Raw genomic sequence first — 20,726 nt, 5'->3', positions numbered from 1 at the left:
GCCACGTGCCCTGTCCGACTCGTGGCAGGAGGCCTGCGACCTCCTGCCACCACGCGGCGAGCCACTCACGGTCGCTCTCGCAGAGCCAGCGGGTGGCCTCGGCGGTTCTCGGGTCATTGCCCGGGCAGCCCGCAGTGGCAAGGTGGCGCGGGTCGGGGTGATCCGGAGCGCGAAATCGGGCTCCAGAGGCGCTCCGGATCACGACCGGCCGTCGACGAGCCATCCGTTGGCGGCCGGTCACGCCTGGCAAGGCGCCCGCCGCGCACCTCGCCGGACATCATCGTTTCGCGCTCGCCCGCACTTAGCCAGGGCCGATGGGGCCTTAAGGCCGTGTCGCGGTGTCGGCCGCGGCCGTGCGCAGGGGCGGGGGGGCGATCGGCCCCGGCGCACAGCCGCACGGTGCTGGCCCGGGTCGTTCATGGACCGTCGCTCTCAAGCGCTGTCCGTGGCGCGCCCGGGCGAGGAGGGCGCATCATGGGTCGCACTGGCCGGGCCGCGCCCCCGCGGCTGCTGGTCTCTGCTCCGAAGTCGCGGTTCGGGGGTCTTCGAACCGAGCCCGTGCTCGTCACGGAACGAGTGAACCGTGCTGTCTGCGCGGTCCAGGAACGGGGCGATTGATGCATAGGCGATCGGATCATCCATGTGTTCCATGTGGCCATGGCGCGCTCTGCCCCACACCCATCGCGTTTCGAGTTGCCCGAGAGTCACCCGATAGGCCTCGTCCAGGACGTGGGACCTGTTGAGCCCGCGTGCTTGCGGGTCCCGGGGCCGTACCGGCTCAGCCACCAGTCGCGGCTCCCTGGGGCAAGAGACTGGCCCATTCGAGGGCCGGGACGGCGACGGGGCATGCCCGGCCTGTTCGGCACGCGTAGCCAGCCCCAGCCGATCAGGGAATGAGTCGGCAACGGGTAATCGGGGCCGCTCACCCGTGGGGTGAGCCGGAGCCCTGGCGCGCGGACTCCAGCGCCGTCGCGATCCGCTCGGCCCCGGCTTCGAGTGTCGTCAACCAGTGGGGATTGGACTTCGGCAACCAGACGCCGAACTCCTCCTCCAGCTTGATGATCGTACGGATGAGCCGCGAGGGCGAGCCGCCCGGCAGGTCGATCATGCGGTCGGAACGGTGTACCCGCTCCGGTGAGAGCCACAGTTCTGCGGCGATGTGCGCTCGGATCCTGTCCTGGATGTGCTGTCGGGAGACCGGAGGGTCGTCCGTCATGGCGCCGCCTCGTCAAGATAGTGCGCGTACACGGGTGTCCAAAGGAGAGCTCTCCTCTGGGATCGTGTGGAAACAGGTTTTCAACACGTTCAACGCCCTTTGCCGTGCGCCCCGGTGTGATGCGGAACCTCAGAAGTCCGTCGCCGCGCTCCTGGCGCCCGGGCGCAGCTTGTCGCCCAGCGCATGGACGACTCGCCGTACCGCTGCGGACCTCAACGGTGCGCTGAGCGCGACGAGACCGGGCCAACGGGCAAGGGCCTCTTCCCGCTGACCTGCTCGCAGCAGGAGTGTGGCGCGCCGGGCGTGGGTGAGTGCCAGACCGCGGCGGTCATCAGCGCTCCGCGCAGCGGCAGATCGTGCCAGAGCTGCGAGAGCGGAGCGGGTGTCGTCGAGCCGCTGGAGGGTCTCGGCCGTCTGGAAGGCGAGGGCCGCCGATGTGTAGGCGTCAAAGGGATCCGGAACGGTCTGAGAAGAACCCGGCCCTGCGGTCAGGGTGATCTTCTCGGCGGCCTCGGTGGCCGTTTCCGCGATGCGAAGAGCCGCCAGCGCGTTCCGTTTGTCGCGCAGCGCCGCGTAACCGACCGCGAGCTGCGCATGGACGTAGGCGCGGGCCGGGGGCGAAGCGCCGCGCGGCAGCGCGGCGGTGGCCGCTTCGGCGTGGGAGAGGGCGTGACGGCGGTGCCCCAGGGCCAGCAACTGGGCGCTGTGTGCCCGGATGACGATGCTCCAGGTGACCGGGTCGTCCGCCTCGTCGGCCAGCCGGGCGGCGAGATGGAGATAGCGTTGGGACACGCCGTGGTCGAGTTCGTCGGCGTGCATCCGCGCGAGCACGAACGCCAACCGGGCCGCTCGGAGCAGCGCTTGGGGGCGCGGGGGAGCGGGGCCAGGGCCACGTCGTCCCAGTGTGGGCAGCACCGCGTCGCAGAGGTAGAGCGCGAGGGTGTTGCGTGTGTGCCCGCCTCCGTAGCGCCCCAGCTCACCGGTGAAGAACCGGACCGATGCGTCGTGACTGGTACGGGGGAGTCCGACGGCGGCTCCCGCGGCTCCCCCGGTTCCTGCGGTCCCCGCGGTTCCTGCGGGACCGGAGAGGCGGGGGAGGCTGAGGCTGGCCGGGTCGGGCACGGTGTACGGCAAACGGCGCACGCCTTCGCGCCGCGCGGGGTCGGCGTCCCTGCCGGCGAGCTCCGCCAGGGCGTGAAGGGGCGGCTGCCCGGTGACCTGGCACGGGCTGTGCGCTCTTCCTCGCTCGTCGAAGCCGGCGTCGTCAAGGCTGCACGTTCTGCCGAGGTGGTGCGAGAGCACCTCGACGATCAGCAGGGGCACCGGATAGCGGGGCCGGGTGCCCGAGAGCCAGTGTGAGACCGAGCTGCGGTCATAGCGCAGGCGCAGCCCGCCCTCGGCGCCGGCGGCGTTGACCGCCTGCGCCAATGCTTCTTGCGTCCACTGCAGCTCCCGGAGCAGGGCACGGAGCTTGTGGTTCGCACCATCGCCTTGACAGATACATTCATGCTGTCCACGTGCGGGCAGGAGAATGCAGGGGCCTGGCACCTCGGCACCGTGCTGCCGCCGCCCGCGCTGCCGCCCGTACGGGCCGCGACTCCGCACCCTGCGACGCGCTCGCCGACGCCCGACGCGTACGCCACGGCCCACGCCAACGTCTACCGCCGTACCGATGCCGAGGAGACCACCGAGCCCAACGCCCGCGTCCGCGTCCGCGCCTTCGCCTTCGCCTTCGCTTTCGCGGGCAGCCACCCCGCCGGGAGCTGGCCGCGGGACTGCTGAAGTGCCTGGAGGGGGAGGCGGGACGCGGCGGGCCTGTGTGAGGATCGGCGCATGGTGTGGAGGAGGGGAATACGAGGCCCGGCGGCCATGGCCGCCGCGACCGCGACGATCGCGGCGGCACTGGCGCTCACGGCCTGCGGAACCGGCGACGGGAACGGCGGCGGAGGGAAGGGCGGCTCGGAGGACCGCGAGAAACTGTACGAGCGCGTCCTGAAGGACCCGCACCCCAGTCCCGCCGACGTCATCGAGGCGGCCGGAGCCCCCGCCGCCGTGGCCCGCGCGGGCGACGGCTCGCTGCTGCTGACCTACGAGGCGAACCCCGTCGAGGACGACGAGGGCCCGGCCGCCTCCGCCTGGCGCCTCTTCTCCCCGAGCGGCCGTACGGTCGCCGACGGCGCCCGGCACCGGGACGCGGAGAGCACGGGGCCCCGCTTCGCAGGCGTACGCGACGGCTTCGTCCGCGTACCGCCCGGCGAGGGCGACTCGGCGGGGGGCTGGCTCCTGGACACCCGCGGCAAGCGTCACAAGGTCACCACCTCCGCCGCCGCGCTGGGCACCCGCCCCGGCGACGTCCTGCTCTCCGAGTCCGAGCCGACCCTCCTCTACCGCCCCTCTACCCGCACGGTCGCCCCCGTCGCCCGCGTCCCCCGCGACGCGCACCGGCTGGCCGTCGACGAGAAGGGGACGGCCTGGAGCCTGGACCAGCCCCTCTCGGACGGCCAGGACCGCGTCGTACGGCAGAACGCGGGCCGTACGCGCGGCTCGGCCCCGCTCCCGAGCCCGTACACCGGCGGCGCGGTCACCGCGCGGGGCGGCACCGTGGCCGTCTCCCTGGTCCGGGGCGGCGGCGTACGCGGACTGCTGGTCACGGACGACGACGGCGCCCACTGGCGCACGGTCACCGGCGGCGGCGTGCCCTGGAAGCGGCTCACGCGCGGGCCCCAGTCCTTCGTGCTGGAGGCGCTCTCGGACGGGCGGCTGCTGGTGGGGGAGGAGGGCGGCCGCGCCTGGCTCGCCGACGACGGGACCAACCGCCGCTTCCACCCGCTGAAGACACCCTCGCCGCCCGACTCCTTCACCACCCTCACGGCCCGTGGCACCACGCTCTACGGCATCGCGGACACGACGACCGCGACCTACGCCCTCGCGGAGGGCGAGGGCCTGTGGACCTCCCGCGACGCCGGCCGCACATGGAAGCGCCACGCTCCGCGATGAGCCGCGGCAGACCCGGACAGTGATTGCAGGCGAGCGATAATTGCGCACGCCGACAATTTCAGATATGGCCTATCCTGGGACGCAGCCCCACTCCGACGGAGGTTCGAGACCCCATGACCGCCGAAGACCCCGCGCTCACCGCCCTCGCCCAGGGCTGGTGCGCGCTCTCGCTGCTCCACGGAAAGATCGAGTCCCACATCGAGCGTGCCCTCCAGTCCGGCCACGGCCTGAGCGTGCGGGAGTACTCGCTGCTGGACGTCCTGAGCCGCCAGCACGACGGCGAGGGCGGCCACCTGCAGATGCGGCAGGTCGCCGACTCCGTCGTCCTCAGCCAGAGCGCCACCACCCGCCTGGTGACCCGCCTGGAGGACCGCGGCCTCCTGGAGCGCTACCTGTGCCCCACCGACCGCCGCGGCATCTACACCAACGTCACCGAGGCAGGCCGGACGCTCCTGGAAGAGGCCCGGCCGACCAACGACAAGGCCCTGCGCGAGGCGCTCGAAGAGGCAGGCGCGCGCCCCGAACTGGCCCCCCTGGTGCGGGTCGTGGAATCCGGCACAGCGGTCCCGGCCTGACGGGAGGCCCGACCGGCCTGAGTCGTACGGTCCCGCCTCAGCGCCCGTCCACCGCGAGGACGAGTTTGCCGCGCGTGTGCCCGAGGCGGTTCAGCCGCCAGGCCTCGGCGGCCTCTTCCAGCGGCAGCACCCGCTCCACATGCACGGCCAGGCCTCCGCTGTCGGCGAGGGAGGCGAGCGCCGTGAGCCCCGCCGAGTCGGGGCGGACCCACACATAGTGGCCGCCCCTGGCCGCCGCCTCCGGATCGGCGATCGACGCCAGCCGCTCCGGCCGCGCGAGGAGGCCCAGGGACACCTCCACCACGTTCGCGCCCACGAAGTCCAGCACCGCGTCCACGCCGTCCGGGGCCAACTCCGCCACCCGCGCGGCGAGCCCGTCCCCGTACTCCACGGGCTCCGCGCCCAGCTCCCGTACGAAACCGTGGTTGCGCGCGCTCGCCGTGCCGATCACGCGGGCGCCGCGCGCCACCGCGATCTGCACCCCGAGCGACCCGACGCCGCCCGCCGCCGCGTGCACCAGGACGGTCTCCCCGGCGCGGACGCCGACCCGCTCGATCGCCTGGTACGCCGTCAGCCCGGCCAGCGGCACGCCCGCCGCCTGCTCCCAGGAGAGCGCGGTGGGCTTGCGGGCCAGCATGCGCACATGCGCGGAGACCAGTTCGGCGTAGGCCCCGCACTGGACGCTGTCCTTGCGGATGTAGCCGAACACCTCGTCGCCCGGCACGTACTCCTCGACGTCCAGCCCCACGCGCTCGACCACCCCCGCCACGTCCCAGCCCGGGATCAGGGGGAAGTGCGTCTCCATGAGGGCGTCGAGCCCGCCCCCGGCGAGCTTCCAGTCGACGGGGTTGACTCCGGCGGCCTTCACCCGGATCAGGACCTCGCCCGGAGCCACCTTCGGCTCCGGAAGATCGGTCAGCCGGAGCGCCTCCGGACCGCCGTACTCACTGAGCGTGATCGCTTTCATGCGGCAACCCTCCGCTGCGGCCGACGGAACCCGCACGCCGGTACGCGAGCGGCCGTACGCCCACGCCGGCAAGCACGATCCACTCTAGGCTCACCCACGCGTCCGCGCGGGCTGGGCGCTCCCCGCGTGGAGAAAGGCGATTTGACCTGCGCTTCCGTGGAGCGGGTGTGTGTCTTATGGATGGTTGGATGCCACTTCGCGCGTAGGCGTTGCACCTGTCCCGCGGCCCGGATAGGGAGACCTTGCCACCGGTGACAGCAGCGCACAGCATCAGACGTCGACGCCGTGACCCTGCGCGATGCCCGCAGGCCGGTGACCTAGGCCCGGTGGACGGCCTGGAAACTCCCGTTGCCGGGGCGGAGCCCAAGACGGCTCCGCCCCGGCCACGAGCATGGCCGATCGACGCGGCCGTCGTGGCCGGGGCCGAGCACCGCCAGCCCTCTGTGGAGGCACGCCGAGCGCGCGCAGCAGCGCGGCCGGGGCGGGAGACGTTGGCCGGACCGGGCAGGTCCAGCCCTTGCCTGCCCGGGCGGCCTCCGGTGTCCGTCGGCCCGTGACCTGGGTGCTGTGAGGGGCGGTGGCAGCCCGGCCGGTTCGCGCGGGTCACCACGGCCCGCCCGCCCCGGCGCGGACCGACCGTAGCGGTGTTGATCTACCCTGCGTGGGCAGTTCCGGCTCAAGGAGGGGCAGTGGCAGCTCGGTTGCGCGGCACGGTGGCCCTGGCGGCGGTAGCACTCGCGGGCACGCTGGGAGCCTGCTCCTCGCAGGGCGATCCTGCGTCCTCGCCCCGGGAGAAGAGCAGGTGGCAGACCGAGTCGCCGTCACAGGGGCAGTTGAAGAAGCTGTTGCTCTCCAGGAGCGCCCTTCCCGCGTCCCTACGGCAGCGGTACCCCCAGGTCTTCCGCACGGTCGACGGAGGCGGGAGGCAGGTGGCCTCGAAGCGGCAGTGCCAGCCGCTCGCGGACGCCCTCCCCGGGCGGCTGGGCGGGTCCCGCGCCTCGGCATGGAAGAAGAGGCGGAACGACTGCGCAGCTTCCACAGTCTGTAGGAGACAACCTCCCCTCATATCTCCGCTAAGAGGCCATTTCGTCTGGTGTGATCTTGCGGGAGTCTGGGACGGTGACTTCTTCGCTTGTTGAGCGGGATGGCGTCGGATGAGCTGTGGGAGTTGTTCGAGCGGATGGTGCCGCCGGCGCCGGAGCGTCCGCAGGGCGGCGGTCGGCGGTCGGCGGTCGGCGGTCGGCGGCGGCGCGGCCGGGAGGTGCTGGCCGCGATCATCTTCGTGGCCACCACGGGCTGCACGTGGAACCAACTGCCTCCGGGCTTGGGCCCCTCGGGGTGACCGCGTTCCGCCGGTTCACCGAGTGGACCGAGGCAAGGGTGTGGGCGAAACTCCACTCTGCACGTCTGGGGCTGCCGCGCCCTGCTGTGGGAGGGCACGACCTCTTCCTGGCCGGCGGACTCGTCACCACGCTGGTGGTTGTCCGCGCAGGGCGCATGGGGTTCGGGTAGTCCGTTCATGGTCGTTGCCGGGCGAGGTGGCGTTGCAGGTCGATGTGCCGGAACTGGTATACCGCCCCGACCTGTCGAAGCACGCCGCGCTCGTGCGCGTCGTGGAGAAAAGCCATCAGAGCCCATGGGACTTTGCCGCGTGCGGCCAGGTATGCCCTGGCCATCACGAAGTGCCCCCAGGCTGTGTAGCTGAGTCCGATCCCGAGCCCGCCTGCGAGTGCGGCCCCGTGCTCGATCCCGAACGGGCCCGGGGACAACCGGAGCCCGGGCGTCAGCTCGATGGCGAGTGCGACTGCGAGCAGGGCTGCGAGCACGACCGCGAGTCCGAGCGTGAAGGTACGGCGATCTGAGGAGAGCAGCGTGTCCGGTGCGGTGGTGGTGGCCAGATCGGGCTGTTCTGTCTTGAGGCCGAACGCGAGCCCGCTCATGAGCCCGACCGCGAGTCCGAGCGTGACCAGGACCGCGGGGTTGAGCCCGTCCCCGCGTTCGAGCACGCGCACGAGCCCGCCCGCGACGCCCGCGAGCCCGAACGTGAACCCGGCCGCGAACTTGCGGGGTGACCAGCGCAGTCGTGTACTCGGCGGGCGTCCTGGCCCAGCCAGTATGAGCCCGGCTGCGAGCCCGAGCGTGCCCATGAGCCCACTCACGGCCGTGAACCCGCCGGTCAGCACGCACGCGAGCCCGAGTGCGAGACCGGCGCCGACGTTGTAGGTGTACGCGGGGAGGGCGCGGTGGAGTTCCCACCAGACCAGGTCAGGGCTGCCGTCCCGGTGGGTCTGCAGGAAGCGCGCGAGGAAGACCAGGGCGCGATGGGTTCGTTCGGCCTTCCAGCGCAGCGGGCGGGGGTGGTCGGGGGCGTAGGCGGCGGGGACGTAGGCGTCGAACAGGTGGGTGTCCACGGCGGTGCGGTCGGGGAAGGCCGAGGTGTCACACAGATGGTCCGGATGCGGGGCTGCGGCAGATTCGGGCACGGCCTGGGGCCGAGGAGTGTAGATACTGCGGGCCAGGAACAGCCCCAGCGGTGTGGCCAGCGCCTGGCCGACCGGGGTGTCCGTGCCCAGGCGGGCAATCACGGAATCCCAGCGGCGTGCGGCGGGGGTGTGCGGCCCGCCGGCGTCCCGGCGCAGGTAGGCGGCCGCGGCATCAGGAGCCAGGGGGAGCAGTTGGATGGCGGCAGCCCCGTTGAGGCGCACCGTGGCCTCAGGCCGGGTCAGAGCCGCCCGGTAGGGCGCGGTGCGGCTGGCCAGGACCAGGGGCTGTCTGGCCGGCAGCGCGCGGTTGAGGGCGTCGAGCGCCTCCAGGTGCAAGGCGGGCGGCAGTTCATCGAACCCGTCGAGCAAGGGCAGGATGCGGCCTGCGTCCAACATCGCCTGGGCCAGATCACCGGGACTGTTCGTGGCCGTGGTGGCGATCGGGGGCGGTGCCGGGACGCGCAGTCCGGGGTAGATACGGCGCAGTTGGTCAGCCAGCCATGCTTTCAACGGCCTGCTGGGGTTCCAGGACGCCAGTGAGAACAGCACAGGCACCGGGTCACCGTCGGTGCGGCGTTCGATGAGGTCCTGCAGGAGCCGGATCAGCAGCACGCTCTTGCCCGCGCCGGGCTCACCCAGAATCACCAGGCGCCGGGTAGGCACGCGGTCAGTGAACACCTCTCCGATCCGACCATCCTGGCCGGCCAGTCCGACCGAACCCTGAGGCCACCTGCCGGGATCGCCGGGCGGCCCGCCGGGCCAGGCGCGCGCCAAGTCCGTCAACAGCGGCCAGGACTCGGCTAAGTCATCGTCCGCGGGCCGCCAGGCGACCGGCAGTGGATAGGGATCGTTGACCCCGCGGACCTTCGCCTCGTCCTCCCACTGGGACTTGACCGCCACAGCCAGCTTCTTCGCCACCACATCCAGATCCACGGGAGGCACCGAGACCCGGAATGCCTCCCAGGCCAAGAAGCCCGGCGCCAGGCCCAGCAGCACCGTCACCGCGGTTTCGGCCACGCTCAGGTCGAAGGACCAGGCCACAGCCAACGCGCCGGCCGCCCCCAGCGCGAACAACAGCGGATACACACCCGCACGCCCCGGCACCCGGCCAGGCCCCCCACGTCTCATGACTCGTCATCCTTCCCTGCTCCGCGGCGCCTAGACATGGAGCCCGAACACCGCGGCACGGGTGATACGTCGTCATGAACTGTCGGATGCGGGGCGGGAGTTCGTCCGTCCCGCTGCTGCCCGAATCGACGCGGGACAGGAGGCGGGGGGGATGACCGTACCGTGCTCAACGGGCCCGCGCCCACTCCGGAGAGCTGAGCGAGCGAGCTCTTCACGCCGTAGGCCGGGGGGCCGGCGCGAGGGGCTCGCGGCTCAAGGCTCGTGGAGCGCCTCAGTTGAGGGTGTCGGGATCCGGGCCGGTGCGCAGTCCCCGGTCCAGTCCGCCGAGCGCGGCCATGTCGGCGTCGCTCAGCTCGAAGCCGAAGACGTCGAGGTTCTGCCGGATGCGCTCGGGGGTGACGGACTTGGGGATCACGATGTTCCCGAGCTGGAGATGCCAGCGCAGTACGGCCTGCGCGGGGCTCACCCCGTGGGCCCCGGCGACCCGGACGAGCGCCTCGTCCTTGAGCACCGCGCCCTGCGCGAGGGGGCTCCACGCCTCGGTGGCGATGCCGTGCTCGGCGTGGAAGGCCCGCAACTCCCGCTGCTGGAGGGCCGGGTGCAGCTCGACCTGGTTGACCGCGGGGGTGGTGCCGGTCTCGTCCATGAGACGCCGGAGGTGCGGGACCTGGAAGTTGGAGACGCCGATGGCGCGTGCCCGCCCGTCCGCGAGGATCTCCTCCAGCGCCTTGAAGGTCTCCACGTACAGGTCGTGGGCCGGGGTGGGCCAGTGGATGAGGTAGAGGTCGACGTGGTCGAGGCCGAGTTTGTCGAGCGAGGCGTCGAAGGCCGCGAGCGTCGTATCGCGGCCCTGGTCCGCGTTCCACAGCTTCGTGGTGACGAACAACTCCTCGCGGGCGATCCCGGAGCCGGCCAGCGCGCGCCCGACGCCGCGCTCGTTGCCGTAGACGGCGGCGGTGTCGATGCTGCGGTACCCGGCCTCCAGGGCGCTGGAGACGGCGGCGGCGGTCTCCTCGTCCGGGACCTGGAAGACGCCGAAGCCGAGCTGCGGCATGCTCACACCGTTGGCGAGGGCGACGTTCGGTACGGGAGCCATGGGGGCCATGGGGGCCATGGGAGGCATGGGGGTCATGTGGGGGCCTTTCGTGCGGTTCTGCCGGGGTGATCGCCCGATACGTCAGGAGCGGACGGCTTCCTGCGGAGCGGGGGAGGAGGGGGCGGAGGGGGCGGAGGGGGAGGGAGTGGAGGCGGAAGCGGTGACGGGGACGCTCGCCGTGCCCGTGGTGCCGGGACGGGCGGGCCGCAGTTCGAGCCGGTGCGAGACGAAGGCGAGCACCAGCGCGGCGGCGGCCAGTACGGCTCCGACGGCGTTGGGCGCCGTGTACCCGAGCTGGGCGGAGATGACCAGGCCGCCGAGCCAGGCGGAGAGGGCGTTACCGAGGTTGAAGGCGCCGATGTTGGCGGCCGAGGCCAGCGTCGGGGCCCCGTGGGCGTGGTCCAGAACGCGCTTCTGCAGCGGCGGGACGGTGGCGAAGCCGAGGGCGCCGATGAGGAAGAAGGCCACGACGGCCGCCGCCTTGACGGAGGCCACGAAGGTGAAGAGCAGCAGGACCAGCGCCAGACCGGTCAGCGCTGTGTAGAGCAGGGGCATGAGCCTGCGGTCCGCGAAGCGGCCGCCGACGAGGTTGCCCGTGACCATGCCCAGCCCGAAGACGACCATGATCCAGGTGACGGACGACTCGGCGAAGCCGCCGACCTCGGTCATCATCGGCGCGATGTAGGTGATCGCCGCGAAGACGCCCCCGAAGCCGAGAACGGTCATCGCCATGGCCAGGAGAACCTGAGGCCTCCTGAAGGCGGCGGCCTCGTGCCGCAGCCGTACGCCCTCCGGCTTCGGCACATCGGGGACGAGCTTGGCGACGCCCGCCAGGCCGAGCACGCCGAGCGCGGCGACGATCAGGAAGGTCGCCCGCCAGCCCGCGCTCTGGCCGACGAACGTACCCAGGGGCACGCCGACGACGTTCGCCACGGTCAGACCGGTGAACATCATCGAGATCGCGCCGGCCTTCTTCTCCGGCGCCACCAGCTCGGCGGCGACGAGGGAGCCGATGCCGAAGAAGACGCCGTGGGCCAGCGAGGCCACCACGCGGCCGAGGAGCATGACGGCGAAGACCGGGGCGACGGCGGAGATGAGATTGCCGAGGATGAACAGCCCCATGAGCAGCATGAGCATGTTCTTGCGGGAGACCTTGGTGGAGACAACGGTCATGATCGGCGCGCCGACCACGACGCCGAGGGCGTAGCCGGTGACCAGGAACCCGGCCGTCGGAACGGACACACCGAGGTCCGCGCCGACCTGGGGCAGCAGCCCCATGATCACGAATTCCGTGGTGCCGATTCCGAAAGCCCCTATGGCCAGGGCCAGCAGTGCGAGCGGCATGACGAGGGTCCTCTGAGAGACGGGGGAGGGGAAGGGTGCGCAAGCGGCACGTAAGCAAAGCGTGAGCGCCTTACGTGCGCCGACAATAGTTGCACACGAGGGATAATTGCAAGCGCGGGTATTGTGGCGCGGCTGACACCGGCGCGATGCCCCGCGGTGAACCGTCGCCGAGCCGCACACGTAGTGGCTCCTGACATGGCGCGGACAGCGCGGACAGCGCGGACAGTAAGGAGGGCACGGACAAGTGATCTCGCGAAGGAAACTCCTCGGCGGAGCCACGGCAGCGGCGGCGGTGACAGGGGCGGGGGTGGTCGGCAGCCGCTCGATGGACGGCTTCGCCCCCTCGGGCGCCGCCGCGGCCACGATGCCGCTGAAGGTGGTGAACAACTCGGGCGAGTTCCGGAACGAGTCCGTCTTCCTCTACGTCCTCGGCGAGGTCGGGGGCCAGCGCACCTGGGTGACCGCTGGGGGCGAGGCGAAGACCGTCGGACTCGGCGACAACATCGCGGAGGGCTTCACGGACTACGCGATTCCCCTGTCGGAGGCGGGGAACCTGCGGCTGCCGCACATGGCGGGCGGCCGCATCTACGTGTCGCTCGGCGGCAAGCTGAAGTTCAAGGCGGTCCAGGACGGCAACGGCAAGGCCTCACTCGCCTACCCCGCGGGCTGGGTGGAGGGTGACCCGAACTACCCGGTGCTGCACGACTGCGCCGAATTCACGTTCACCGAGGCCGGGTTCTTCTGCAACACCACGGCGGTGGACATGTTCAGCGTCCCGCTCTCGATCTCCCTCAAGGGCCAGAAGCAGCAGACCACGGGCAGGCTCAAGCCGGGAGGCCGCCGCAAGGCGTTCGAGGCCCTCGCGGACGGCCCGTTCAACGGCCTGATCGTCGAGGACCGCCGCATCATCGCCCCGGGCCACGGCCTGGACGCGGGCAAGTTCCCCGGTAACTACCTCGACGCGTACATCGACGAGGTCTGGAACGTCTACACCGGCAAGGACCTCACCGTCACCACCGGCCAGGGCGAGTTCAAGGGCCGCGTGAACGGCACCGCGCTCACCCTCACGGGCCCCGGCACGGTCACCATCGAGAAGCCGACCACCCGCGACGTCCTCTTCTGCGACGGCGCGCTGGCCGCCCCCAACGACCAGCTCGGCGGCCCGGTGGCGGCCGTGATCGGCGCCGCCCTGAACCGCACGACCCTCGCCGCCGAGGACCGCCAGCCCGTGATGGACCCGGCCCGCTTCTACCAGGGCAACACGGTCCACAAATACGTCAAGGCCATGCACGAGATCACCGAGGACGGCAAGGCCTACGGCTTCGCCTTCGACGACGTGGCAGGCCACGCCTCCTACATCGAGGACAACGCCCCCACCGAACTCACCTTGACCCTGGACCCGATGGACTGAGGCCTGGCGCCCGACCCCCGAGACCCCGGAGACCCCCGGGACCCCCGGGACCCCCGGGCCCCCGACGGGCGGCCGCGGCGATCACCACCGGCCCCGCCCCGGACTAGACCTTCGCCCCCGACAAGTCACCCACACCCCAACTGGCCAGCAGCCGCAGCGCCTCAGCGGAAGAAGACCCCGGCTCGGCGTGATACACGGACACGGACTGCCCGTCATCATCCGGCAGATGCAGCGTCTCGTACGCGAGTGACAGCTCGCCCACCACGGGATGCCGCATCCGCTTCACGCCGTGCCCCTTCTCCTTCACATCATGCGTGGCCCACAGTCCCCTGAACTCCCGGCTCTTGACCGACAACTCGCCCACCAGCGCCGACAGTTCCGGATCCTCCGGATTCCGCCCCGCGTACAGCCGCAGATAGCTGACCATGTCGGCCGCCTTCGACTCCCAGTCGAGGAACAGCTCCCGGTAGTCCGGTTCGAGGAACGTGAGCCGCGCCCAGTTCCGCTCGGCGACCGGCAGCCGCCCCCAGTCACCGAACAGAGCCGCCGCCATCCGGTTCCACGCGAGAATGTCGGAGCGCGCCCCGACCACGTACGCGGGCACACCCTCCATCGCGTCGAGCAGATGCCGCAGCGCGGGCCGCACCCGCTCCCGCCGCTTCGGCGACGGCGGCCTGCGCCGCTGCCGCGTCGGCCGGGCCAGGTGGACGAGGTGGGCGTGCTCGGTGTCGCTGAGCCGCAGAGCGCCCGCGATCGCGTCGAGGACCTCTGCCGACACATTGCGCCCATTGCCCTGCTCCAGACGCGTGTAGTACGCGACCGAGACCCCCGCGAGCTGCGCCAGCTCCTCGCGCCGCAGGCCCGGCACCCGCCGGTGCCGCCCCTGCGAGGCGAGCCCCACGTCCTCGGGCTTGAGCCGGGCCCGCCGGGTGCGCAGGAACTCGCTGAGCTCGGCCCGCCGGTCCAGGCCGTCCGTCGCGGGTGTCCTGTCCTCGTCCATACCGTCCAGTATGCCCGGTCGTACGACCGGGAGCCTGACCCCGCCAGTAGTAGGACCACTGAGCGTACGCAAAGCGGTGACCTGCGGATTCTTTGGTGATGAGGGTGCGGCGGGAGCAGCCTGGAACCCATGACCACCACCGTTGCCGCATACGCCGCGCCCAGCTCCAAGGCCCCGCTGGAACGCACCGTCATCGAACGCCGCGCCGTCGGCGAACACGACGTACTCATCGACATCCAGTTCGCCGGAATCTGCCACTCCGACATCCACCAGGCCCGCGAGGGCTGGGGCGAGGCGATCTTCCCGATGGTGCCCGGCCACGAGATCGCCGGAATCGTCACCGAGGTCGGCTCCGCCGTCACCCGGTTCAAGGTCGGCGACCGGGCGGGCGTCGGCTGCATGGTCGACTCCTGCGGCGCCTGCGAACCCTGCAAGGCAGGCCAGGAGCAGCACTGCGTCGAGGGCAACGTCCAGACGTACAACGGCATCGGCAAGGACGGCGAACCCACCTACGGCGGCTACTCACAGAAGGTCGTCGTCACCGAGGGCTTCGCCGTCCGCATCCCCGACGCCCTCTCCCTCGACGTGGCCGCGCCGCTGCTCTGCGCCGGCATCACCACCTACTCCCCGCTCAAGCACTGGGGCACCGGCCCCGGCAAGAAGGTCGCGATCGTCGGCCTGGGCGGCCTCGGCCACATGGGCGTCAAGATCGCCCACGCGCTCGGCGCGGAGGTCACCGTTCTCTCGCAGACGCTGCGCAAGAAGGACGACGGCCTGAAGCTCGGCGCCGACCACTACTACGCCACGAGCGACCCGGCCACCTTCCAGGAGCTGGCCGGCACCTTCGACGTGATCCTCTCCACCGTCTCCGCACCGCTGGACTTCGGGGCGTACCTCGGCCTGCTGAAGACGGGCGGCGCCCTGGTGAACGTGGGTGCCCCCGAGGAGCCGATCGCCCTCAACCTCTTCTCACTCCTGGGCGGCAGCAAGGTGCTGGCCGGCTCCATGATCGGCGGCATCGCCGAGACCCAGGAGATGCTCGACTTCTGCGCCGAGCACGGCATCGGCGCCGAGATCGAACTGATCGAGGCGAGCCAGATCAACGAGGCCTACGAGCGCGTCCTGAACTCCGACGTCCGCTACCGCTTCGTCATCGACACCGCCACGATCTGAGCAGGCCTTACACACCACGTGTTGAGTTCTGCCAGTCACTGAGCCGTCCGATGAGCCAGACGAACGCCTGTGTATGGCCGGTGAGCACACAGGTGCCCGCGAGGACACTCTCCAGCAGGCTCTCCACGTTCCGTGAGCACAGTGCGGCTGCCGCCTCCTCGTCGACCAGGCGAAGCGAACAGACAGGCGTCGCGCTGGTGCTGCCGGGGTCTCGGGCGACCCCGTGTTCGTCGATCCGGACCCGGACTACGAGATCCCCCTCGTCCCCGGGGAGGACGATCGTGACCGTGAGATGTGGCGCCGGTGCGGGAAGCCCGGCCAAGACGGATTCCAGATAGGCCGTGAACGCGTCAGCCCAGTTCGCCACGTCGAAACGGGTGGATTCCGCGTCCCCTCCCGCTCGCCGGACCATGTCAGCGCGCGACGTGGGAACTGTCGCGGCTCCCGCCTCGGCGTCGATCAGAGCCTGCAGCGTCTCGTCGACATCCGCCCGGGTATGGGACGCCGAGCAGATGAACCTCAGACGGCCCCGCCCGCGCTCGACGATCGGGTACGTCACGGCAGCGACATGGACGCCCCGCCGCAAGAGCCCCCGGGCCAGCGCAGCCAGCGTCTCGCCGTCGGAGAAGAAGGGGGTGATGATGAGCCCGTCCCCGGTGCCGAGTTCGTAGCCGGCATCCGAGAAACGCTTCCGCATGTAGCGCGCGGTGTCCCACAGCCTGGCCCGCAGCGCGTCGCCCGCAGCGACCCTGCGCAGGGCGGCTAGAGCCGCCGCCACGTCGGCGGGTGAGATGTTCGCCTGGAAGACATACGACCTCGCCGACGCCCTCAGCAACGCGATGTGTTCCTCCCGGGCGGCGACCACACCGCCGATGCTCCCGAGGGCCTTGCTCAGGGTCGTGAGGATGAAGTCGACGTGCTCGGTGACACCTTCCGCGGCGCACAGCCCGGCGCCCCGCTCCCCGTACAGCCCGAACGAATGGGCCTCGTCCACAAGGACGAGCGCGCCCGATTCCCTCGCCGCCGACACGATCTCCCGCAGCGGCGCCGCCCCCTCGCCCATGCTGTACACGCTCTCGAGCACCACCAGCGTCGTACGGTAGGGCGAAGACTCCGCTGCGAGGACTGCCCGCAGGTCGGCCGCGTCGTTGTGCCGGAAGGTCCGCACCCTCGCGCCGCTCAGGCGGGCCCCGTCCACCAGGGAGGCGTGGCAGAGCTGGTCCATGACCACGACGTCCTGATCACCCACGATTCCGGCGACGGCTCCGAGGCTCGCGGTGAACCCGGTGGGAAACAGGCAGGCGGCCGGCTTGCCCACCATGGCGGCGAACTCCTGCTCGAAGTCGGTGTGCAGGCCGGTCTGCCCCGAGCCCGCCGCTGATATCCCCATCCCGGTACCGAACCGGCCCAGCGCACTCCGTGCCTCCTCGATGACCTCCGCGTCGCGGTTGAGCCCGAGGTAGAGGTTGGTGGTCCAGATGAGCGCCCGATGCTCCTCGCCCGTACCCGGGTCGGCGACGACACCCCGGGCAGCGCTTCCGGTGCGGACGACCTTTCCGTACGGATCCAGTCCCGAGCGCGCCAGGAGACCCCGGAAGCGCTGTACGAGCGCGCCCCGGTCGGTCGCAGACCAGGCCGGCGCCTTCGCGGCGAAGGCCGGCGGGTGCCCGGACCGGACCTGGTCCTGGAACACCTCAAGCCGATCCGCGGCCCCGACGCCCCGCGGGCGCCCGCGCCCCTCGCCGCCGCCGGGAGCACGGTCCAGCACCGCCATCAACCCCTCGACGGCCTCCATGGGAGTCATCTGCTCCACCAGGGTGGAGGAAGGCAGGTCAGTGGCCAGCACCCGCGACAGGCGCACGGTGAGCTCCTCGATGTCCAGCGAGTCGACCCCTAGTGCGACCAGCGGCTCGTCCGGCGGGACCGCGTCGGGACCGGGGGTGCCGAGGAGCAGCGCCGCCTCCTCCAGCACCATGGCGAGCAGTACCGAGCGCCGCTGCTCGTGCGGTGAGGGCAGCGCACCGGGGCCGGTACGCGAGGCGGCCGAGGTGGCCGAGGCGACCGGCGCGACCGAGGCGACCGGCGCGACCGAGGCGACCGAGGCGATCGAGGCGGTCGGGCCGTTGTGGCCCGCCTGCCCTTCGGGAGCCGCCTCGTCGCCGTGGCGCGCGGGGGCGGGGAGCCGAAGCCGGTCGACCTTGCCGTTGGGCAGTTTCGGCAGCTCGGCCGATAAGATGACGTGGTGCGGGATCATGTACTTCGGCAGGCGGTCGGCCAGCAGGGAGCGCACGGTCGACGCGGTCACCGACGACTCCCGCCGACTCACCACGTACGCCGACAGGAGGCTCTTTCCTTCGCCCGTGGTGGCAACGACTGCGGCTTCGTCCACTCCGGGCAGCGAGGCCAGCGCGGCCTCGACCTCATCGAGTTCGATCCGGTGGCCCCGGATCTTGACCTGCCGGTCGGCACGGCCGAGGAATTCGAGCTCTCCTGCTTCCGTCCACCGGGACAGGTCGCCGGTCCGGTAGATCCGCTGCTCCGGAACCGGGCCGTCCGGCGCGAGGGTCGGGAAGCTCTGCCGGGTACGCTCGTCGTCATGGAGGTACCCCCTGGCCAACTGGTCGCCTGCGAGAGCCAGCTCTCCCGCCATGCCGGTCGGCACCGGATTCAGGGACTCGTCCAGCACGTACGCCCGTGCCTCCGGGACCGGGCTGCCGATGGTGATCGGCCCGCTTCCCGCTTCGACGGCGGTGACGAACACAGTGGCCTCGGTCGGGCCGTAGACGTTCACGACCCGCGGCGCACAAGGATCAGCGTGTAACCGCTCCGCCAGAGAGCGGGACAAGACCTCACCACCCAGCACCACACACCGCACCCCACCGGGCAGCGGTCCGGCCGCGAGCAGCGCGTTCATCGCGGACGGCACCATGATGGCCGTGCGCACGCGGTGCGCCGCGGGCAGCTCGCGCAGGGCGAGCACGTTCTGCGACAGGACGACCGTGCCGCCGAGGGCGAGCGTCCCCAGAATCTCCATCACCGAGGGGTCGAAGCAGACCGAGGCCGCGGCCAGGACACCCGCCAGGTCCTCGTCCCCCAGCAGCCGGCGCATCGAGGCGGTCATCGCCACCACGCTCTGGTGTTCGATCGCCACCCCCTTGGGCTTCCCGGTCGACCCCGAGGTGTAGATGACGTACGCGAGATCACCGGCCGAACAGGCCGCCCGCGACGCCGCCGGGCGGTCCGGCACCGTATCGAGACGCACGTGGTCGGGGGCCGCAGAGCACAGCGCCGCCGTACCGGCATCGACGACCACGGACGCCGCCCGGGAATGCTCGATCATGTAACGCAGCCGTTCGGCCGGGTAGGCGGGGTCCATGGGCACATACGCGCAGCCTGCCCGCAGCACTCCCAGCAGCGTTGCGACCAGCTCCCAAGTCCGGCCGAGGCACACACCGACCAGAGCCCCGGGCGCCACACCCCGGGCCGCCAGTTCCCCGGCGATCGCCTCCGCCCGGGCCCGCAATCGCGCGTAGTCGATGTCGACCGCCCCGTCCACGATGGCGACCCGGCTCCCATGTCCCGCCGCCCGTGCCTCGAACAGGCCCCAGACGGTCTCGTCCGGGGCGCCGCCCGCAGCGGGTGCGCGGGGGGCCCTGCGGTCCGGGGCGCCCGCTCTTCGGCGGGCGGCCTCGTGCTCGGCGTAATGCATCTCCTGCTCCCAACCCATAGGCCGTCCGATGGTTGCACGACGCTGGGGAACGATCATTGGCTTAGCGGGGAAAGACCTTGACCGGGCTGCCTCGTGCGTGGTGTGACCTGTGGAGGCAGCGTTCGACCATGTTGCGCCGTGGGGAGAGCCATTCCTGTCTCGCAACGGCTCTGTTCAGATGCCGGGCAGGTCCTCGGGTGTCTTGGGAAGTTTCGCGGGGGCGTCGGCGATCCTGGCGAAGTTGCTGTCGCCCCGTGAGCCTTCGGCTTCCTGCCAGTTCACGCGGAGCTTGCCGTCCTCCAGGTACTCGACGGTTCCCTTTTCGTGCTCCTGGGGGGTGTTGGAGCACTGGAACATCAGGTCCGTGGAGCTCTCGGTGCGCATGACGTCGCCGTTGCACAGCCCGTCGGGCCCGTCCTTCCAGCGCATCAGTGTCCTGTCGCCGACGATGACCAGCGTGAAGAATTCCCCGTTCCCGTCGCTCGCCCAAACGCCGGGCAGGTCCTGGTCGTAGGCCGGGTCTCCGTTCGGGGAACGCGCGTCCTCCGCGCCACCCGACGGCCGCTTGTCGTCACCGCATCCGGCCAGTATGAGCGAGATCATGACCGCCGCCCCCACCTCCGCAGCGCCCCGGACCGTCCTTCGCACGTCCCCACCTCCGTGGCTTGCCGTTTCCCTGACGCATCAGGGAAACGGCAATCTAGCAGCACCACACACGCCAACTGCTGTACGGACGCTCTCGGTTCTGCCGTGCGTGTCCTGCTCGGGGTGTGGTGCTTGGGGTACCGAATTCGCCGCACCCCTGAGAGGCTGACGCTGTCGGGGATGATGACACACCACATCACCTTCCGGGCCCGCCCCGCCCCCCGTCCACTGCTGCAGGCTGCCGCCTACCTACGAATGCTCACCACCAGCAGCAGCGTCCCGCTCCTCATCGACTCGGGGACCGGTACCCGCACGCGCGTCACCGATTTCGCTGAGGAGTGCAAACTCCGTCCACCTCAACCGCCTCGTCCCCGGCACCTTCGAGGCGCTCGGGCCATGAAGACGATGTGGCCGCTGAAAACCGCTCCCTATTATGCGTCTTGACCGGAATGGTCCTGACCGCTGTGGGACGCGGGCGCCCGTCCGTAACACATGGGTCAGGCGTGCGCTTTCCGCAAGTGCGCTTTCCGCAAGGGTTGTTGTGGGAGGTGTCGTCGGGTTGGGGTATTGCGGTTTGCGCGAGTGGGGCTGCGGGGTGCCTGTCGCCGTAGTGCGGAGCGTTGTCGCTGGGCTGTGGATCGTTGTTGGTGGGAGTGGCCGGGGCCCGTATTTTCTGATGCACCGTCAGTTTTCGATGATCGTTTCCGCTAGAATGGTGTAGACCTGTCTCCGAAGGTTGCGAATGTGAACTAGAGTCTGTTTCTGACGCCTCATCATCTGGTGTCGAGGGTTGCGTCGCAGTAACTGTGGGTGCATTCTGGACGCCCCGGGCCCCGGAGGGGCCGACCTTGCCCCCTGAACCGGTACATGGCCGCACAGCGGTCCACCCACCCAGCAACACCTCCTCCCGAACCCCCAACAACCAGCACACAAAAGCCAATCCGAACCCCACCCTCCCAGCCCGCCCCTCTTTTTCCCTGAC

General features: G+C 71.0%; 14 protein-coding genes and 1 pseudogene. 6 read left to right on the top strand and 9 right to left on the bottom strand.

The genetic code is table 11. From position 1 onward, the window contains the following. Positions 1-922: 922 nt before the first annotated feature. Both ABD343_RS08175 and ABD343_RS08170 read right to left on the bottom strand, forming a co-directional pair. Positions 923-1,216 carry an acyl carrier protein gene (locus tag ABD343_RS08175; RefSeq protein ID WP_344525652.1) on the bottom strand — a complete coding sequence of 98 codons (294 nt, stop codon included), beginning with the start codon at positions 1,214-1,216 and terminating at the stop codon, positions 923-925. A 129-nt stretch (positions 1,217-1,345) separates the two neighbouring features. Then, the gene (locus ABD343_RS08170) at positions 1,346-2,764 is read right to left on the bottom strand and encodes an NsdA family TPR-like regulatory protein (protein ID WP_344525650.1); all 1,419 of its coding nucleotides are present in this window, start codon (positions 2,762-2,764) and stop codon (positions 1,346-1,348) included. A gap of 9 nt (positions 2,765-2,773) precedes the next feature. On the opposite strand from ABD343_RS08170, the gene ABD343_RS08165 reads away from it, so the two are divergent. The 3 genes from ABD343_RS08165 to ABD343_RS08155 all read left to right on the top strand — a co-directional run bounded on the left by ABD343_RS08165 (position 2,774) and on the right by ABD343_RS08155 (position 4,788). After that, positions 2,774-2,998, top strand: coding sequence for a hypothetical protein (locus tag ABD343_RS08165; RefSeq protein WP_344525648.1), 225 nt, complete (start codon positions 2,774-2,776; stop codon positions 2,996-2,998). Between the two features lie 51 nt (positions 2,999-3,049). Continuing rightward, positions 3,050-4,213 (top strand): beta propeller repeat protein, encoded by a 1,164-nt coding sequence (locus ABD343_RS08160; RefSeq protein WP_344525646.1) that lies wholly within the window; start codon positions 3,050-3,052, stop codon positions 4,211-4,213. A gap of 113 nt (positions 4,214-4,326) precedes the next feature. Next, positions 4,327-4,788 (top strand): MarR family winged helix-turn-helix transcriptional regulator, encoded by a 462-nt coding sequence (locus ABD343_RS08155; RefSeq protein ID WP_344525644.1) that lies wholly within the window; start codon positions 4,327-4,329, stop codon positions 4,786-4,788. A gap of 37 nt (positions 4,789-4,825) precedes the next feature. Here ABD343_RS08155 and ABD343_RS08150 read toward each other — a convergent pair whose 3' ends face one another. After that, positions 4,826-5,755: an NADP-dependent oxidoreductase gene (locus ABD343_RS08150; RefSeq protein WP_344525643.1), complete on the bottom strand. Its 930-nt coding sequence runs from the start codon at positions 5,753-5,755 to the stop codon at positions 4,826-4,828. Positions 5,756-6,874: 1,119 nt separating this feature from the next. On the opposite strand from ABD343_RS08150, the pseudogene ABD343_RS08145 reads away from it, so the two are divergent. Beyond that, positions 6,875-7,153: pseudogene (locus ABD343_RS08145) on the top strand (transposase); the annotation flags it as partial. A 119-nt stretch (positions 7,154-7,272) separates the two neighbouring features. On the opposite strand, the gene ABD343_RS08140 reads toward ABD343_RS08145, so the two are convergent. The 3 genes from ABD343_RS08140 to ABD343_RS08130 all read right to left on the bottom strand — a co-directional run bounded on the left by ABD343_RS08140 (position 7,273) and on the right by ABD343_RS08130 (position 11,806). Next, positions 7,273-9,324, bottom strand: a complete 2,052-nt coding sequence (locus ABD343_RS08140) for an NACHT domain-containing protein (RefSeq protein WP_344525641.1) — start codon at positions 9,322-9,324, stop codon at positions 7,273-7,275. Between the two features lie 313 nt (positions 9,325-9,637). Then, the gene (locus tag ABD343_RS08135) at positions 9,638-10,462 is read right to left on the bottom strand and encodes an aldo/keto reductase (RefSeq protein ID WP_344526377.1); all 825 of its coding nucleotides are present in this window, start codon (positions 10,460-10,462) and stop codon (positions 9,638-9,640) included. Between the two features lie 81 nt (positions 10,463-10,543). Further along, the gene (locus tag ABD343_RS08130; RefSeq protein ID WP_344525639.1) at positions 10,544-11,806 is read right to left on the bottom strand and encodes an MFS transporter; all 1,263 of its coding nucleotides are present in this window, start codon (positions 11,804-11,806) and stop codon (positions 10,544-10,546) included. Between the two features lie 244 nt (positions 11,807-12,050). On the opposite strand from ABD343_RS08130, the gene ABD343_RS08125 reads away from it, so the two are divergent. Then, positions 12,051-13,217, top strand: a complete 1,167-nt coding sequence (locus ABD343_RS08125; RefSeq protein ID WP_344525637.1) for a beta-1,3-glucanase family protein — start codon at positions 12,051-12,053, stop codon at positions 13,215-13,217. Between the two features lie 103 nt (positions 13,218-13,320). Here the strand turns inward: ABD343_RS08125 and ABD343_RS08120 are convergent, their stop codons facing one another. After that, complete coding sequence (locus ABD343_RS08120) at positions 13,321-14,217, bottom strand: helix-turn-helix domain-containing protein (protein ID WP_344525635.1); 897 nt, start codon at positions 14,215-14,217, stop codon at positions 13,321-13,323. A 129-nt stretch (positions 14,218-14,346) separates the two neighbouring features. Between ABD343_RS08120 and ABD343_RS08115 the strand changes: the two genes are divergently transcribed. Beyond that, the gene (locus tag ABD343_RS08115; protein WP_344525633.1) at positions 14,347-15,390 is read left to right on the top strand and encodes an NAD(P)-dependent alcohol dehydrogenase; all 1,044 of its coding nucleotides are present in this window, start codon (positions 14,347-14,349) and stop codon (positions 15,388-15,390) included. Positions 15,391-15,397: 7 nt separating this feature from the next. On the opposite strand, the gene ABD343_RS08110 is transcribed toward ABD343_RS08115, so the two are convergent. Together ABD343_RS08110 and ABD343_RS08105 are read right to left on the bottom strand one after the other, a co-directional pair. Beyond that, positions 15,398-19,099: an amino acid adenylation domain-containing protein gene (locus tag ABD343_RS08110; protein ID WP_344526375.1), complete on the bottom strand. Its 3,702-nt coding sequence runs from the start codon at positions 19,097-19,099 to the stop codon at positions 15,398-15,400. 174 nt (positions 19,100-19,273) lie between these two features. Then, positions 19,274-19,702, bottom strand: a complete 429-nt coding sequence (locus ABD343_RS08105) for a hypothetical protein (RefSeq protein ID WP_344525631.1) — start codon at positions 19,700-19,702, stop codon at positions 19,274-19,276. Between the last annotated feature and the right edge of the window lie 1,024 nt (positions 19,703-20,726).

The sequence above is a fragment of the Streptomyces albiaxialis genome (assembly GCF_039530985.1).
In the GTDB taxonomy this organism is placed as follows: domain Bacteria; phylum Actinomycetota; class Actinomycetes; order Streptomycetales; family Streptomycetaceae; genus Streptomyces; species Streptomyces albiaxialis.
Note: the sequence above shows the minus strand (reverse complement) of the source record. Positions and strands in the feature narration are given on the sequence as shown.

Coding starts and splice junctions, on each gene's coding strand:
- ABD343_RS08175 (WP_344525652.1), bottom strand. CDS start 1,216: ATGACGGACGACCCTCCGGTCTCCCGACAGCACATCCAGGACAGGATC.
- ABD343_RS08160 (WP_344525646.1), top strand. CDS start 3,050: ATGGTGTGGAGGAGGGGAATACGAGGCCCGGCGGCCATGGCCGCCGCG.
- ABD343_RS08155 (WP_344525644.1), top strand. CDS start 4,327: ATGACCGCCGAAGACCCCGCGCTCACCGCCCTCGCCCAGGGCTGGTGC.
- ABD343_RS08150 (WP_344525643.1), bottom strand. CDS start 5,755: ATGAAAGCGATCACGCTCAGTGAGTACGGCGGTCCGGAGGCGCTCCGG.
- ABD343_RS08135 (WP_344526377.1), bottom strand. CDS start 10,462: ATGGCTCCCGTACCGAACGTCGCCCTCGCCAACGGTGTGAGCATGCCG.
- ABD343_RS08130 (WP_344525639.1), bottom strand. CDS start 11,806: ATGCCGCTCGCACTGCTGGCCCTGGCCATAGGGGCTTTCGGAATCGGC.
- ABD343_RS08120 (WP_344525635.1), bottom strand. CDS start 14,217: ATGGACGAGGACAGGACACCCGCGACGGACGGCCTGGACCGGCGGGCC.
- ABD343_RS08115 (WP_344525633.1), top strand. CDS start 14,347: ATGACCACCACCGTTGCCGCATACGCCGCGCCCAGCTCCAAGGCCCCG.
- ABD343_RS08110 (WP_344526375.1), bottom strand. CDS start 19,099: ATGCATTACGCCGAGCACGAGGCCGCCCGCCGAAGAGCGGGCGCCCCG.
- ABD343_RS08105 (WP_344525631.1), bottom strand. CDS start 19,702: ATGATCTCGCTCATACTGGCCGGATGCGGTGACGACAAGCGGCCGTCG.